Origin of the sequence: Paraburkholderia fungorum, assembly GCF_003610895.1 — a bacterium.
GTDB lineage: Bacteria > Pseudomonadota > Gammaproteobacteria > Burkholderiales > Burkholderiaceae > Paraburkholderia > Paraburkholderia fungorum_B.
Window position 1 is genome coordinate 46,571 of the sequence record NZ_MCAS01000067.1, and the last position, 14,305, is coordinate 60,875.

Below are 14,305 nucleotides of genomic sequence, written 5' to 3' on the forward strand. Positions count from 1 at the left end.
TTCATGCAACAAGCGAGCGGCCCGTCGGCGGCGCACTCGCTTTACTCCACTTCCATCAATCCGCGCGCAAAACGATCGTCGCCAAAGGCGGCAGCGTCAGCGCGGCGGAATGCGGCCAACCATGGCTCGAGGTGGTGTCGGTATGGATCACGCCGCCGTTGCCCATGTTCGAGCCGCCATACACGCCGGCGTCCGTGTTCAGCACTTCCACCCAGCGGCCGCCGCGCGGCATGCCGATCCGGTATCCGAGCCGCGGCACCGGTGTCATGTTGCATACGACGACGACTTCGCGCCCCTCGCCATCGCTGCGGCGCCAGGCATACACGCTATTGCCGTTGTCGTCGCCGACCAGCCACTGGAAGCCGCCCGGCTCGCTGTCGAGCCGGTGGAGGGCGGGCTCCTCGTGGTACAGATGGTTCAGATCGCGCACGAGCTTCTGCACGCCGTGATGGTTCGGATCGTCGAGCAGATGCCAGTGTGGTGACGTGTCATGGTCGAACTCGGCCATCTGGCCGAATTCGCCGCCCATGAACAGCAGCTTCTTGCCCGGATGCGTCCACATGAAGCCGAAGTACGCGCGCAGATTGGCAAACTTTTGCCACCGGTCGCCGGGCATCTTGCCGAGCAGCGAGCCTTTGCCGTGCACCACCTCGTCGTGCGAAAGCGGCAGCACGAAGCGCTCGGAATACGCGTACACCATGCCGAACGTCATCATGTGGTGATGGTATTGGCGGTACACCGGGTCTTCGGCCATGTAGTGCAGCGTGTCGTGCATCCAGCCCATGTTCCATTTGAACTGAAAACCGAGGCCGCCGTCCTCGACGCGTGCCGTCACGCCCGGCCATGCGGTAGACTCTTCGGCGATCGTGATCGCACCCGGTACGCCGGGCACATAGCCCACTTCATGATTCAGCCGCTTCAGAAACGCGATCGATTCGAGGTTTTCGCGCCCGCCGTAGATATTCGGTACCCACTGACCGGGTTCGCGTGAATAGTCGCGATACAGCATCGAGGCGACCGCATCCACGCGCAGGCCGTCGACGTGATAGCGCTTCAACCATGCGAGGCCTGACGCCACCAGGAACGCGCTCACCTCGTTGCGGCCGAGGTTGTAGATCATCGTGTTCCAGTCCTGGTGATAGCCTTCGCGCGGATCGGCGTGCTCATAGAGCGGCGTGCCGTCGAAGTCGATCAGGCCATGCGCGTCGTTCGGAAAGTGTGCCGGCACCCAGTCGAGAATCACGCCGAGACCGGCCGCGTGCGCCTTGTCGACGAACAGGGCGAACTGCTCGGGCTTGCCGAAACGCGCGGACGGCGCGAACTGTCCGAGCGGCTGATAGCCCCATGAACCGCCGAATGGATGCTCGGCAATCGGCATGAACTCGACGTGCGTGAAGCCCATGCTCTTCGCGTAAGGAATCAGCCGCTCGGCGAGTTCTTCCCAGGTGAGGCCGCGCTGGCCCTCTTCGGCGACGCGCAGCCACGATTCGGCATGCACTTCGTAGATCGAGACCGGCGCGCCCGGCGTCTGTCTGGCGGCGCGCGATTGAATCCAGTCCTGGTCGGTCCACGCAAATTGCTCGATCTCGTCGACATGCGCGACCACCGATGCGGTACCCGGCGGTCTTTCCGTTTGCATGGCGCATGGATCGGCTTTCAGCGGCAGTGGATGGCCGTCACGCGCAAGCAACTCGTATTTATAGCGCGTGCCTGGGCCGACGCGCGGCACGAACAATTCCCACACACCGGCCTGATGACGCAGCCGCATCGGATGACGGCGTCCGTCCCACGAATTGAAGTCGCCGACCACCGACACCCGCCGCGCATTCGGCGCCCACACGGCAAAACGCACGCCTGGCACGCCGGCCACTTCCATTGGGCGGGAGCCGAGGCATTCGAGCACCGCGTAAGGGTCACCGCCGGCGAGACGCCCCAACGGCTCGTCGCCGAGAACGGGGCCGAACGAATAGGTGTCCTCGATTTCCTGCACGGTGCCGTGCCAGTCGATGCGCAGGCGATAGGGCGCCGCCGAGCTCACGCGACCGGCAAACAGCCCCGGCCTGAGTTGCTCGAGTTCGCCAAGCGTGGCGCCGTCGCTGCGCGAGATCACCGCGACATGCAAGGCGTTGGGCAACAGCGCGCGCACCACCGGACCTGTGGGCGTCTGATGCATGCCGAGTTGCGAGAAAGGATCGGGGTGACGCGCTTCCACGAGCGCGTCGATATCCAGCGGTTGGAGGCCTGCGGCCGGATCGTGCTCACTCATAGTCGCCCTCGGCCGGGGGAGGCGGTGTGGCGGCATCTGACGCCTGGGTTGACGAACCGTGCTGCGCGCTGCCGGTGTCGCCGAGCAGGCGACTGGTGAGCGCGGCGAGGCCGCGTACCGGCAAACTGAGCCAGGTCGGACGGTTGGCCGCTTCGTAACGGATTTCGTACGCGGCTTTCTCGATCAGGAACAGATCGAGCAAGGCCTGTTCGGCTTCGGGCGCCACCAGCGGCGTCGGCGAATTCGCGGCAGCCGCGCGGTATTCCTTCAGGAACGTTTCGGTTGCATGCGCGCGGAAACGCTCGAACAGGGCACGCTTGCGATCGGCGGTCTGCAGCGGAGCGCTTTCCATCGTGGACTGTGCCGCGGCGCTTGCGTAGGACAGCGAGCGCATCAAACCGGCCACGTCGCGCAGCGGACTCGATTTCTGACGCCGCTCCTCCAACGTGCGTGCGGGCTCGCCCTCGAAGTCGATCAGATACGCGTCGCCCTGCGCGACCAGCACCTGGCCCAGATGGAAATCGCCGTGAATCCGCGTGCGCAATGCACCGGCATTGTCCGGCACCAGCTTGCTGACGGCCTCGACCAGGGCGGCGCGGCGGTCGATCAGACTTTGCGCCAATGCCTGGGTGTCCGGATCGCTCATCTGCCCGATGCGCGGCGCGAGCAGGTCGAGCGCGCTGGCGAGCATGGACTGCGTGCCGTCGACCCACGCCTTCACCTGTTCGGCGCTGGCGGGTTCCGGCGCGAACGCCGGATTGTCGGAGGGCGAGGCGAGAGTCACGTGCAATTCGCCGAGCCGTTTGCCGATGATGCCGGCCAGCGAACTGTAGCCTTCCACGAGGATCGCTTCGTTGTCGCGATCCGGCGATTGCGCCTCCGTATCGACGGCGATGGCGAGCTCGTCCACCGAGCGGCGCAGGTAGTCGAGCGACCAGTTCCACGCGTCGCCCTGATTGTCGATATAGCCCTGCAAGATCGCGAGTGTGTGCGGCACGCCTTCGGGATCGACGCGCACCACTTCACCGTACAGCGGCGCAGTATTCGCGTAGCCGAGCTGGGTCAGATAGCGGCTCAATTCCGCTTCCGGATGAATGCCGCTCACCAGACGCCGCACCAGTTTCAGCACGGCGGCATCGGCGACAATCAAAGAGCTGTTGCTTTGTTCGGCTGCCAGCCAGCGGATCTCGGGCCGCTCGTCGAGATGCTCGAGTTCGGAGAAACGCTCGGTCGGGATGAACCTGATTTCGCTCTTCTGCACGGTCGGAATAACCGCGCGCTCACGCAGCTTGCGCAATACGCCATGCGCGAAGATCGGCAGGGCGAATGCATCGGTCAGATGACCGACGTTGCGGCCACGGCGAACCCGCGCGAGCGCCAGCTGCATGAAGAGCGGCGTGGTGGTTTCACCGCCCCACGTGATCGCGATCGGCACCACGTAGCGTTCGGTATGGTCGCCCACGTCGGCTTCTATTTCAGTGAATGCGAAGCCGCCGTGAGGGATCGTGGTCAGCGCGGCGAGACGCACCGCGTGCATCTTCTGATCCTTCGAGGCAAACCAGCGGCGCCGGCTCAGCCATGACGGCAGCACCTCGGATTCGAGCAGCCGGACGTTTTCCGGCGTCGGGCCGGCCTGACCCTCGCGGATCACGATCGTGACGAATTCGGGCAGCGGTTCGGAATGCGCTTGCGCCCATGTCGGACGCTGGCCGCCCGAGCACAGCATGAACCACAGGAAACCGTACGGCGGGAAGGTCAGCAGATAGGTGAGCTGACCGATTGCGGGGAATACGGAATCCGCGGTCATTTCAACCGGCACCGCGCCGTTGAATTCCGATAGATCGAGTTCGACCGCCTGCGGCGCGCGCGACAGATTCGCCACGCACAGGATCGGCGGTTCGTCCGGAACTTCGCGCAGATACGCGAGAATCTTGCGGTTTTCAGGTTTCAGGAAACGGATCGTGCCGCGTCCGAATGTCTGCTTCGCTCGACGCGTGGCGAGCATGCGCCGCGTCCAGTTCAGCAGCGAATGCGGATCGCGGCTTTGCGCTTCGACATTGACGGCGTCGAAGCCATACAGCGAACCCATCACCGGCGGCAACACCAGTTGTTCCGGATCGGCGCGCGAGAATCCGCCATTGCGATCCGACGACCATTGCATCGGTGTACGCACGCCGTCGCGATCGCCGAGGTGGATGTTGTCGCCCATGCCGAGCTCGTCGCCGTAATAGATCACGGGTGTGCCGGGCATCGACAGCAGCAGCGAATTAATCAGTTCGATGCGGCGGCGGTCGCGCTCCATCAGCGGTGCGAGGCGGCGGCGAATGCCGAGGTTCAGGCGCGCACGGCGATCGCTCGCATAGGTGTTCCACAGGTAATCGCGCTCGGAATCCGTGACCATTTCGAGCGTCAGTTCGTCGTGATTGCGCAGGAAAATCGCCCACTGGTTGCTCGGCGCGAGGTCCGGCGTCTGCCGCATGATGTCGGTGATCGGGAAGCGGTCCTCGCTCGCGATCGACATATAGATGCGCGGCATCAGCGGGAAGTGGAACGCCATGTGGCATTCGTCTTCGTCGCCGAAATATTCCTTCACGTCTTCCGGCCACTGGTTCGCTTCGGCGAGCAGCATCCGGTTCGGATATTCGGCGTCGATGGTCGCGCGAATCTTTTTCAGCACGGCGTGCGTTTCCGGCAGATTCTCGTTGTTGGTGCCTTCGCGTTCGACCAGATACGGCACGGCGTCGAGCCGCAGCCCGTCGATACCCATATCGAGCCAGAAGCGCATGATCTGCAGCACTTCCTTCAGCACGGCCGGATTGTCGAAATTCAGATCGGGCTGGTGCGAATAGAAGCGGTGCCAGAAGTAAGCGCCCGCAACCGGATCATGCGTCCAGTTCGACGGCTCCGAATCGATAAAGATGATCCGCGTTTCCTGGTACTTCTGATCGGTATCGGACCACACATAGAAGTTGCGGTGATTCGACCCCGGCTTCGCGCGGCGGGCGCGCTGAAACCACGGGTGCTGATCCGACGTGTGGTTGATCACCAGCTCCGTAATCACGCGGATGCCGCGTGCGTGCGCTTCCTGAATGAAGCGTTTCACGTCGGAAAGCTGGCCGTAGTCCGGATGCACATTGCGGTAGTCGGCGATATCGTAGCCATCGTCGCGGCGTGGCGACGGATAGAACGGCAGCAGCCAGATCGCATTCACACCGAGCTCGGCAATGTAATCGAGCTTCGCGATCAAACCGGGAAAGTCGCCCACGCCGTCGTTGTTCGCGTCGAAGAACGACTTGATGTGCACTTGATAAATGATCGCGTCTTTGTACCAGAGCGGATCGTCGCTCAAGGCCACCGGCTTGCCGCGCCGATGCGAGCGCGCCTTGGCGGCGCTGCCGGTATTGGCATTCGCGGGAGCCTGCGGCGGAGTTTGGGCTGGATCGTCACGCTTCATGTCGCACCTTCCGTAAAGCTTGGGTTGCCAGCGTCGTCTGCGTGATAGTCGCTGTCGGCGCCATCGGGGCGTTCAGCGGGCAGGCCGCCGAGCGGCGCGATGCGCCAGATCGAAAACGGTTGGTCAGAGCCGAGCCGGACGTGTTGCCAGCGGCCGTGCCATTCGAAGCGCGCGCCGGTCATCTGATCGGTCACTTCCAGCGCGCCATGGTCGTGCAGATTCCAGCGCTGGAAAGTGTTCCACGACAATTCGATATCCGCGCCCTGTTCGTTGAACGGGTCGAGATTGATTGCCACCAGGATGACGTTGTCGCGTGCTTCGGTCGCTTTCTCGAAGAACAGGATGTTGTCGTTGTGCGCGGTGAGGAACGTGAGGCCGAGATGGGTTTGCAGCGCCGGGTTCGCGCGCCGGATCCGGTTCAGCGCACTGATCTCGCCGACGATATTGCCTGGCCGATTCCAGTCCCACGCGCGCAACTGATACTTCTCGGAGTCGAGATATTCCTCGCTGTTCGGCAGCGCGGCGGCTTCGCACAATTCGAAACCGCTATACACGCCCCATAAACCGGCAAGGGTGGACGCGAGCGCCGCGCGAATCAGAAACCCCGAGCGCCCCGACGACTGCAAATGCCGCGGATTGATGTCCGGCGTATTGACAAAGAAGTTCGGCCGGTAGAAATCACGCGCGCTGGTTTGCGTGAGTTCGGTCAGATACTCGATGAAATCGCGCTTCGATTCGCGCCACGTGAAATAGGTGTACGACTGTGAGAAACCGATCTTGCCGAGGCGGTTCATCATGCGTGGCCGCGTGAACGCTTCGGCGAGGAAGATCGTGTCGGGATAGCGCGAGCGTACGTCGTCAATCACCCATTCCCAGAACGGCAGCGGCTTGGTGTGCGGATTGTCGACCCGGAAGATATGCACGCCGGCTTCGATCCAGAACAGGAAGACGTCGCGCAGCGCGAGCCACAAATCGGGCTTGGCGTCGTGTGCATAGAAGTCGGGATTGACGATGTCCTGATACTTCTTCGGCGGATTTTCCGCGTATCGCAGCGTACCGTCCGGGCGCCACGCGAACCACGTCGGATGCTCCTTCAGCCAGGGGTGATCCGGCGAGCACTGGATGGCGAAGTCGAGCGCGATTTCGAGGCCGTGCGCATGCGCGGCGGCCAGCATCTGTTTGAAGTCGTCGAGCGTGCCAAGTTCGGGATGCACGGCAGTGTGGCCGCCTTCGGCCGCGCCGATTGCGTACGGGCTGCCTACATCGCCCGGTTGCGCGTTCAGCGTATTGTTGCGGCCTTTGCGGTTCGCTATGCCGATTGGGTGGATCGGCGGGAAGTACAGCACATCGAAACCCATGTCGCGGATGCGTGGCAGTTTCGTGACGACGTCGGCGAAGGTGCCGTGACGCGATTCGTCGTCGCTCATCGAGCGCGGGAAGATCTCGTACCAGCTGGCGAAACCTGCGGCAGTGCGCTCGGCGTCGATCTTGTAGACGATCGGATCGCGGCTCAGGAACGGGCGGTGGCGCGCGGCGCTCATCGCCTGCGCGGTGGCCGGTTCGAGCAGCAGCGCGAGCTTCGTTGCGGCGTCGCCTTTGGTGAAGCGCTTGACGATCTGCTCGAGGGGTTCGGTCTGTGCGCCGCCCGCCGTTTCCACTTCGGCGAGCACCAGCGCGAACAGATGCGCGGCTTCATCAAGTTCGAGTTCGACGGTTTGGCCCGCTTTCAGCTTCTTCTGGATATGCTCGACCAGCGAAGCAAAATCGTCGCGCCATGCAATGACGGTGAATTCGTGACGGCCGAGCCGCTCCAGCGGGATGCGCGCGCTCCAGATGTCGAGCCCGGCAGGTTGTGCCGGGCGCATCGGCACTTCGTGCCAGGCGGTTTCATCGGCGGCACGCCAGACGACTGCGGCGGCAATCTTGTCGTGGCCTTCGGCGAAGATCGCGGCGCTGACTTCGGCGCGCTCGCCCACCGTACGCTTGGCGGGAAAGCGTCCGTTATCGACCGAGGCCGTCACGCTCTCGATCGCCACGCGCGGCGCGTTGATCGCTTCGAGCACGGTCTTATGGCCGCTGCGCTTGCTGTTGGCCTTGTCGATTGGCGGCGCGAGACGGATTGGCTGATCGGCGACAGCGCGGAACAAACGGACTGCGCCGGGGGCGAGCGTGAACGGCGTCAACGCGGCGGGCGTGGCATGACCGGGTTTGTCGAGCGGGACAAAGCGCGTGAAATTGCCCGGCACGCCTGGGAGGAAGCGGGCGGGATCGACGCGCACAGGCGCGCCGAGCTCAGGATTGATGGCGATCAGGACGGCTTCGCCGGCGTTGCGCAGATCGGGCGTGGCGGCGCGCAGCAACACCGCCGCGGGCGCGCCCGGCCCGCTCAGCGTGCGCAATTCGCCGTTGGCCTGCAGCGTCTTCGTGTTGCGGGCCACCTCGTTCGCATGGCTGATGCGCTCCGAGAGATCGAATGGCTTCGACTGGCTGGCGAGGGCGAACTGCGCAGCATTGCCGCGTGTCTGCGACATCGGTTCGGTGATGCCGGATTCGAAGCCCATGGGCATCATCCAGCCGTTGCCGGTCGAGGCCGCTGCGAACAACGCGCGCCGGTAGGCCCGCTCGACGATGGCAGCGTCGTGCGCGTCGCTGAGATCGGCGGCAAGGCGGGTGCCATAAGGCGCTTCGGGAAAGGCGATGGGGGCGGCGATGCGTGCGAGGGCGGCGTGCTCTTCCACCATCCAGCTGGCGCGGAAGTCCCACCAGCGCACCGACGAAAACACGCTGTCGAAGCCCGCGCCTTCAAGGCCGAGCAGGTCGCCACGGGCGAGACCCGGCGTCGCGGCGAGGAAGCGCACTTCAGGATGCTGCGCGCGAACCGCGTCGCCGAGTTGCCGCCAGACGGCGGCCGGTACGCGATGCGGCGAATCGAACCGGAAGCCGCTCACCCCCGCTTCAGCGAGCGCCAGCAGTTGCTGGGTCCACCAGCCGACTAGCGCCGCGAGGCTGGCGTCATTACTGAAGTTGGCATACGCGACGTTGTCCTCGTGATGCACATGGCGCGGATCGAGGCGGGCCTCTTCGGACTCGAATGGATGGAACCAGCCGGCATGTTCGGCGTACAGCACGCCATCGGCGGCCATCCGGTCGATCACCAGATCGACCAGCAAGGCCAGACCGTTCTGGCGAGCGGCGTGGGCGAGCGTGCGGAGCGCCGCCGGGGCGGATTGCTGGGTGTCGAACACCGGGTGCAGCCGGCCGTGGTTGCCGACCACTTGTCCATGCCCCGCCCGGCCCGGCTCGAAAATGCCGCCGATCAGCGCATGATCGAAGCCCAGTCCGGCTGCGTGAGCGAACTGGGCGGGCCATGCATCGAGCGGCCCGACGAGAAGTGAATGAAAAAAATAAATCCGTGGCGCGTACCCGTTTGGAGATTCCATCGGTCGTTTCCAGATTCGTCCTGCTGCGGTGTGGATGCAATTGACATGCGATCACAGCGCTCATTGGGCTTCCAGAGCCGGATACCGCGCGATGCGCAAAGCGAGGGCGCGTACAGGTCAATGTAGTGCAAAGATCGTCACGCCGCTGGCCAGTAACAGGTGCTTTGACGCCAGGCGTCGAGGGCGCGGGACCGGCCAGAACTATTCGCAAGACGCAGCAAACGCTGTGCCAGTGCTTTCGGGCGCTGGATGGACGGAAGCGAAAGGGTGGGGATGCGCGCCCCGCAGGAGGGGGCGCGGCAGTGGCACGGAAGCGGCTCGAGGCGGTATTGCCCGTCGGCGCGGACGGCCCGCGTGTAAAACCGGCGGGCGTGGTCCGGGTTTTACACGGCTAGGAGCCGAGCAGGCCCGCTGCGATGTTCACGCACAGGCCGAGCACGGCGACATTGAAGTAGAACGACAGGATCGACTGCGCGAGCGCCGCGCGGCGGATCGACCGGGAGCGCAGCACCACGTCCGAGGTTTGCGAGGCGACCGCAATGGTGAACGAGAAGTACAGGAAGTCCCAGTAGTTAGGCTGGAGCTTGTGGTCGGGAAACAGCAGCGCGGTCTCCGTTGCATCCGCGTCGTAGTAGAGCCGTGCGTAATGCATGGTGAAGATGGTCGGAATCAGGAACCACGCGCCGAACATCGTGAGGCCGGTCAGCAGGTAGTGCCACAGCGTCGAGGTGCCGGCTGTGCCCTTCGCCGAGGCCAGTTCGAGCACGATCGCGACAATACTGGCGATCGTCGCGACGCAGATCACGACTAGCACCACCCCGGCGTTTTCATCGTCGCGCCGTGCGAACTCGCGGACCCGGCCTTCGTCGGCGGCGGCCATGTGGACCCAGATCAGTGCGAGATAGCTCCACACAGCCGCATCCCAGCCGGCCAGCACGCGCACCATGGAGTGGGTGTGTTCGGGGAGCACCAGCAGCGCGATCACGAGGCCGACGGCGAGGCCGGCCAGCATGCGGGGCCGATTACGAAGAACCTGCGGATAAAATTTTATGGGCATAGGGTCAAGTGTGGAGGGCCGTCTGTGTCGCGGATTCTACTCGCGCTTCGAGTGCCATTTGTCGAATCGGCGAATCACAGGCTATAGTCTTTTGCAGTGGTCTTGTGCGCCGGTTTCAGTTGAAAGGCGATTGGCAGGCAACATGCCTGTCGGAACGACTCACGATCGACTCACCATCTGGAGTCCCCATGACAGATGCTTCTGAGAACAAAGATGCGCACCACGAAGTGACGCATTTGTCCGGTTTCTCATCGTCAACTTCGTCCTCCTCGCAGTCGCCTTCGCTTCAAGCATCGCCTTCGCAGTCGTTTTCGTTCTCTGCCTCGCGCCGGGTATGGGTGCTGGGCGCATGTGCCACTGCCGCCGCGCTCGCATTTGCCGGCGCGGGCCGCTCGCTCTCGTGGATCACCCCGGCGCTCGCCGATGCGCCCGCCGGCGGCGGACTCGATGCGTTCCTCGCGCTCTCGCAACGTCTCACCGGCCATACGGCCTTCGACGCCGTGCTCGGCAAGCGCGTCTATGACGCCCTCGCCAAATCCGATAGCCAGTTTTCGCAGAACGTTGCTGCGCTCAACACGTGGTTGCAGACCCATGGCGGGGTGCCGTCCGATACCGTCACGCAGGCACTGGAGGTCGATCAGCCTGCGCTCGCCAAGTCGGTCGGCGCGATCATGCGTGCGTGGTATCTCGGTCTGGTGGGCGATATGCCACATGTGCAGGTGGTCGCTTATGAAAAAGCACTGATGTTCGAGCCGGTCAAGGACGTGTTGACGATTCCGTCCTATTGCCGCGATGTGCCGTTCTATTGGACGCAGAAACCGGCGAGTGCCTGAACGACGTTTCTCTCGCGCGTGCCGTATTGCCGTGGCGTCTTTTCGCCTGATTCAGCCGTTCGACGCAACGGTGGCAAGGCGGCACGCGGGGCCAGCAAGCAACGATAAGCCAGCAAGCAAAGAGGGCAACAATGGCAAACTCAAATTCCGCCGACATCGTCGTGGTCGGGTCGGGCGTGGCAGGTGGGCTGGTTGCGCATCAGATGGCGTTGGCCGGTGCATCGGTGATTCTGCTCGAAGCGGGGCCGCGCATTCCACGCTGGCAGATCGTCGAGAACTTTCGCAACTCGCCCGCCAAGTCCGACTTCGCGACGCCGTATCCCTCAACGCCGTACGCGCCGCATCCCGAGTACACGCCCGCCAACAATTACCTGATCCAGAAGGGCGATTATCCGTACAACTCACAGTATGTGCGGCTGGTTGGCGGCACGACGTGGCACTGGGCGGCCGCTGCCTGGCGGCTGCTGCCGTCGGATTTCAGGTTGCACACACTGTATGGCGTGGGACGTGACTGGCCTTATCCGTATGAAACACTGGAGCCCTGGTACCAGGCGGCTGAAGTGCAACTGGGCGTTTCCGGACCGGACACCACGATCGATCTCGGCTCACCGCGATCGAAACCTTATCCGATGAGCCAACTGCCGCTGTCGTACATGGATCAGCGCTTTAGCGACGTGCTCAATGCACAGGGCTTCAAGGTGGTGCCCGAACCGGTTGCGCGCAACAGCCGCCCCTATGACGCACGGCCCACCTGCTGCGGCAACAACAACTGCATGCCGATCTGCCCGATCGCCGCGATGTACAACGGCGTGGTGCATGCGGAGAAGGCCGAGCAGGCCGGCGCGAAGCTGATTCCCGAGGCGGTCGTGTACCGCGTCGAAGCGGACAACAAAGGGCTCATCACCGCCGTCCACTACAAGGACCCGAACGGCAACAGCACACGCGTGACCGGCAAGCTGTTCGTGCTCGCCGCAAACGGCATCGAAACGCCGAAGCTGATGTTGATGTCGACATCCGACAAGTTCCCGCACGGCATCGGCAACAGCTCCGATCAGGTGGGCCGTAATCTGATGGATCATCCGGGCACGGGTGTCACCTTCCTCGCCAATGAGCCGCTGTGGCCCGGACGAGGACCGATGGAGATGACCTCGATCGTCAACTTTCGCGACGGCGCGTTCCGCTCCGATTACGCGGCGAAAAAACTGCATCTGTCGAACGGCGTGCCGACCATGGGCGTGAGCGCCGATCTGCTGAAAAAAGGCCTCACGGGCGCCGAGCTCGATCGCCAGATTCGCGATCGCGCGGCCCGCACGCTGAACATCAACAGCTTTCACGAGCATCTCGCGGAGCCGCAGAACCGTGTGGTGCCGTCGGCGGATCACAAGGATGCGCTCGGTATTCCGCAGCCCGAGATCTACTACTCGATCAACGACTACGTGAGGAAGAGCGCGGCGAACACGCACGAACTGTACGCGCAGATTGCCACGCTGTTCGGCGGCGCCGAGGTCTCGTTCGACGATACGTTCGCGCCGAACAATCACATTATGGGTACCACCATCATGGGCAGCGACCCAGGGGATTCGGTCGTCGACGTGGACTGCCGCACGCACGATCACTCGAATCTGTTTATCGCCAGCAGCGGTGTGATGCCGACTGCGGCCTCCGTGAATTGCACGCTGACGATCGCGGCCTTGTCGCTGAAGCTGGCCGACAAGCTCAAGCGTGAAATCTGAGCCTGAACGGAGAGCCAACATGACGAAGAACACCTCTCGCGTGCAGCAGGCCGATCTGCCGCTTCAGAACATGCGTCGCCGCCGGTTCCGGATGGCAACGCTCGCGGCCATTTTTTCGCTATTCGCGCTGTACGTGGCCTGGCACGAGGCGCATGGGCCTGGCGCACGGCATAACGACGAACTGCCGATCATGCAGGCCCACGCGGACGACGCTTCGCAACCAGCCAATGCCGCGGGTACGCCCGAGGCGGTGGCCAGCAGCGATCTCGTGAAACGCGGCGAATATCTTGCGCGCGTCGGCGACTGCGTGGCCTGTCACACGGCTGACAAAACACGCCCGTTCGCGGGGGGCCTCGCGATCAACACGCCGGTCGGCACGATCGTGACGCCCAACATCACGCCCGATCCGGACACCGGCATCGGGCAATGGAGCGACGCCGATTTTCTGCGCGCGATGCATGAAGGTATCGGCAAGAGCGGTGAGCGGCTGTATCCGGCCTTCCCGTATGTGGAGTACACCAAGGTCACCGATCAGGACGTGATGGCGATTCGCGCGTATCTGAAGACACTGGCGCCGATTCACTATGCACCGCCGGGCAATACGCTCAACTTTCCCTTCAATCAGCGCTGGCTGATGGTGTTCTGGAACCTGTTCAATTTCAACGAAGGCCGCTTTGTGCCCGATCCGAAGCAAAGCGCCGAGTGGAATCGCGGCGCGTATCTGGTTCAAGGTCTCGCGCATTGCGAGGAATGTCATACGCCGCGCAATTTCATGCAGGGTTTGAAGACGAGTTCGCGTTTCTCCGGCGCGGTTCAGGCCGGCTGGCATGCGTACAACATCACGCCCGACAAGAACAGCGGCGTGGGCAACTGGAGCGATGACGAACTGGCGGCGTATCTCTCGACCGGCGCGGCGCCGGGGCGCGCCAATGCGGCCGGCCCGATGGCCGAAGTGGTGACCGACAGCACGCAGTATCTGACGCAGGAAGACGTCGGCTCGATCGTCAAGTATCTGCGCTCGCTGCCGCCGATCAACGGCGGTGAATCGCGCCCGCGTGACCAGTGGGGCAATCCGGCCGCCGACGACGTCACCGCGCTACGCGGCACCACGATCAATACGGTGAACGGCGCGCAACTGTTCATCGCCAATTGTGCGACGTGCCATAACTGGACCGGGCAGGGCGTTGGCGCAAGCGCGCCGGGGGCGTACCCGTCGTTGATCCACAACTCGGCGGTCGGCGCGAGCGACGCCAATAATCTGGCGATGGTGATCCTGCACGGCGTCACTCGTACGACGAAACAGGCCGACGTGCTGATGCCCGCGTTCAGCACTGAGCTCACCGACGATCAGGTGGCGGCCATCACCAACTATGTGACCAAACAGTTCGGTAATCCGCAGTCCACGGTGACGGCGGATCAGATTGCCAAATTGCGTACGCAGCAATAACGACTGTGCTATTGGCGCGTTTGCCGGTAAGTTCTGCCGGAGGCGCGCCATTTTTGCGTCGTTTCTACGTGAATC

General features: G+C 63.5%; 7 protein-coding genes. 3 read left to right on the forward strand and 4 right to left on the reverse strand.

Annotation, left to right across the window (positions count from 1 at the left end; all coding sequences use genetic code 11):
* Positions 1–55 precede the first annotated feature (55 nt).
* The 4 genes from glgB to BCY88_RS35835 form a co-directional block, all read right to left on the reverse strand.
* Positions 56–2,266 carry a 1,4-alpha-glucan branching protein GlgB gene (glgB, locus tag BCY88_RS35820; protein WP_120348805.1) on the reverse strand — a complete coding sequence of 737 codons (2,211 nt, stop codon included), beginning with the start codon at positions 2,264–2,266 and terminating at the stop codon, positions 56–58.
* The gene (treS, locus tag BCY88_RS35825; protein WP_120348806.1) at positions 2,259–5,720 is read right to left on the reverse strand and encodes a maltose alpha-D-glucosyltransferase; all 3,462 of its coding nucleotides are present in this window, start codon (positions 5,718–5,720) and stop codon (positions 2,259–2,261) included. Before treS ends, glgB begins: the two co-directional genes overlap by 8 nt.
* Positions 5,717–9,160 (reverse strand): maltotransferase domain-containing protein, encoded by a 3,444-nt coding sequence (locus BCY88_RS35830; RefSeq protein ID WP_120348807.1) that lies wholly within the window; start codon positions 9,158–9,160, stop codon positions 5,717–5,719. The genes treS and BCY88_RS35830 overlap by 4 nt, the downstream gene beginning before the upstream one ends.
* Before the next feature lie 391 nt (positions 9,161–9,551).
* Entirely contained in the window at positions 9,552–10,217 is a 666-nt protein-coding gene (locus BCY88_RS35835) for a DUF1345 domain-containing protein (protein ID WP_120348808.1), read from the reverse strand.
* A gap of 188 nt (positions 10,218–10,405) precedes the next feature.
* On the opposite strand from BCY88_RS35835, the gene BCY88_RS35840 reads away from it, so the two are divergent.
* From BCY88_RS35840 to BCY88_RS35850, 3 genes are all read left to right on the forward strand, one after another.
* Positions 10,406–11,050, forward strand: coding sequence for a sugar dehydrogenase complex small subunit (locus BCY88_RS35840; protein ID WP_120348809.1), 645 nt, complete (start codon positions 10,406–10,408; stop codon positions 11,048–11,050).
* A gap of 131 nt (positions 11,051–11,181) precedes the next feature.
* Complete coding sequence (locus BCY88_RS35845) at positions 11,182–12,783, forward strand: GMC family oxidoreductase (protein ID WP_120348810.1); 1,602 nt, start codon at positions 11,182–11,184, stop codon at positions 12,781–12,783.
* Between the two features lie 19 nt (positions 12,784–12,802).
* Complete coding sequence (locus tag BCY88_RS35850) at positions 12,803–14,230, forward strand: c-type cytochrome (RefSeq protein WP_120348811.1); 1,428 nt, start codon at positions 12,803–12,805, stop codon at positions 14,228–14,230.
* Positions 14,231–14,305 lie beyond the last annotated feature (75 nt).

What these genes read in the sequence shown, in the direction of transcription:
- glgB (WP_120348805.1), bottom strand. Translation starts at nt 2,266, where the DNA reads ATGAGTGAGCACGATCCGGCCGCAGGCCTCCAACCGCTGGATATCGAC.
- treS (WP_120348806.1), bottom strand. Translation starts at nt 5,720, where the DNA reads ATGAAGCGTGACGATCCAGCCCAAACTCCGCCGCAGGCTCCCGCGAAT.
- BCY88_RS35830 (WP_120348807.1), bottom strand. Translation starts at nt 9,160, where the DNA reads ATGGAATCTCCAAACGGGTACGCGCCACGGATTTATTTTTTTCATTCA.
- BCY88_RS35835 (WP_120348808.1), bottom strand. Translation starts at nt 10,217, where the DNA reads ATGCCCATAAAATTTTATCCGCAGGTTCTTCGTAATCGGCCCCGCATG.
- BCY88_RS35840 (WP_120348809.1), top strand. Translation starts at nt 10,406, where the DNA reads ATGACAGATGCTTCTGAGAACAAAGATGCGCACCACGAAGTGACGCAT.
- BCY88_RS35845 (WP_120348810.1), top strand. Translation starts at nt 11,182, where the DNA reads ATGGCAAACTCAAATTCCGCCGACATCGTCGTGGTCGGGTCGGGCGTG.
- BCY88_RS35850 (WP_120348811.1), top strand. Translation starts at nt 12,803, where the DNA reads ATGACGAAGAACACCTCTCGCGTGCAGCAGGCCGATCTGCCGCTTCAG.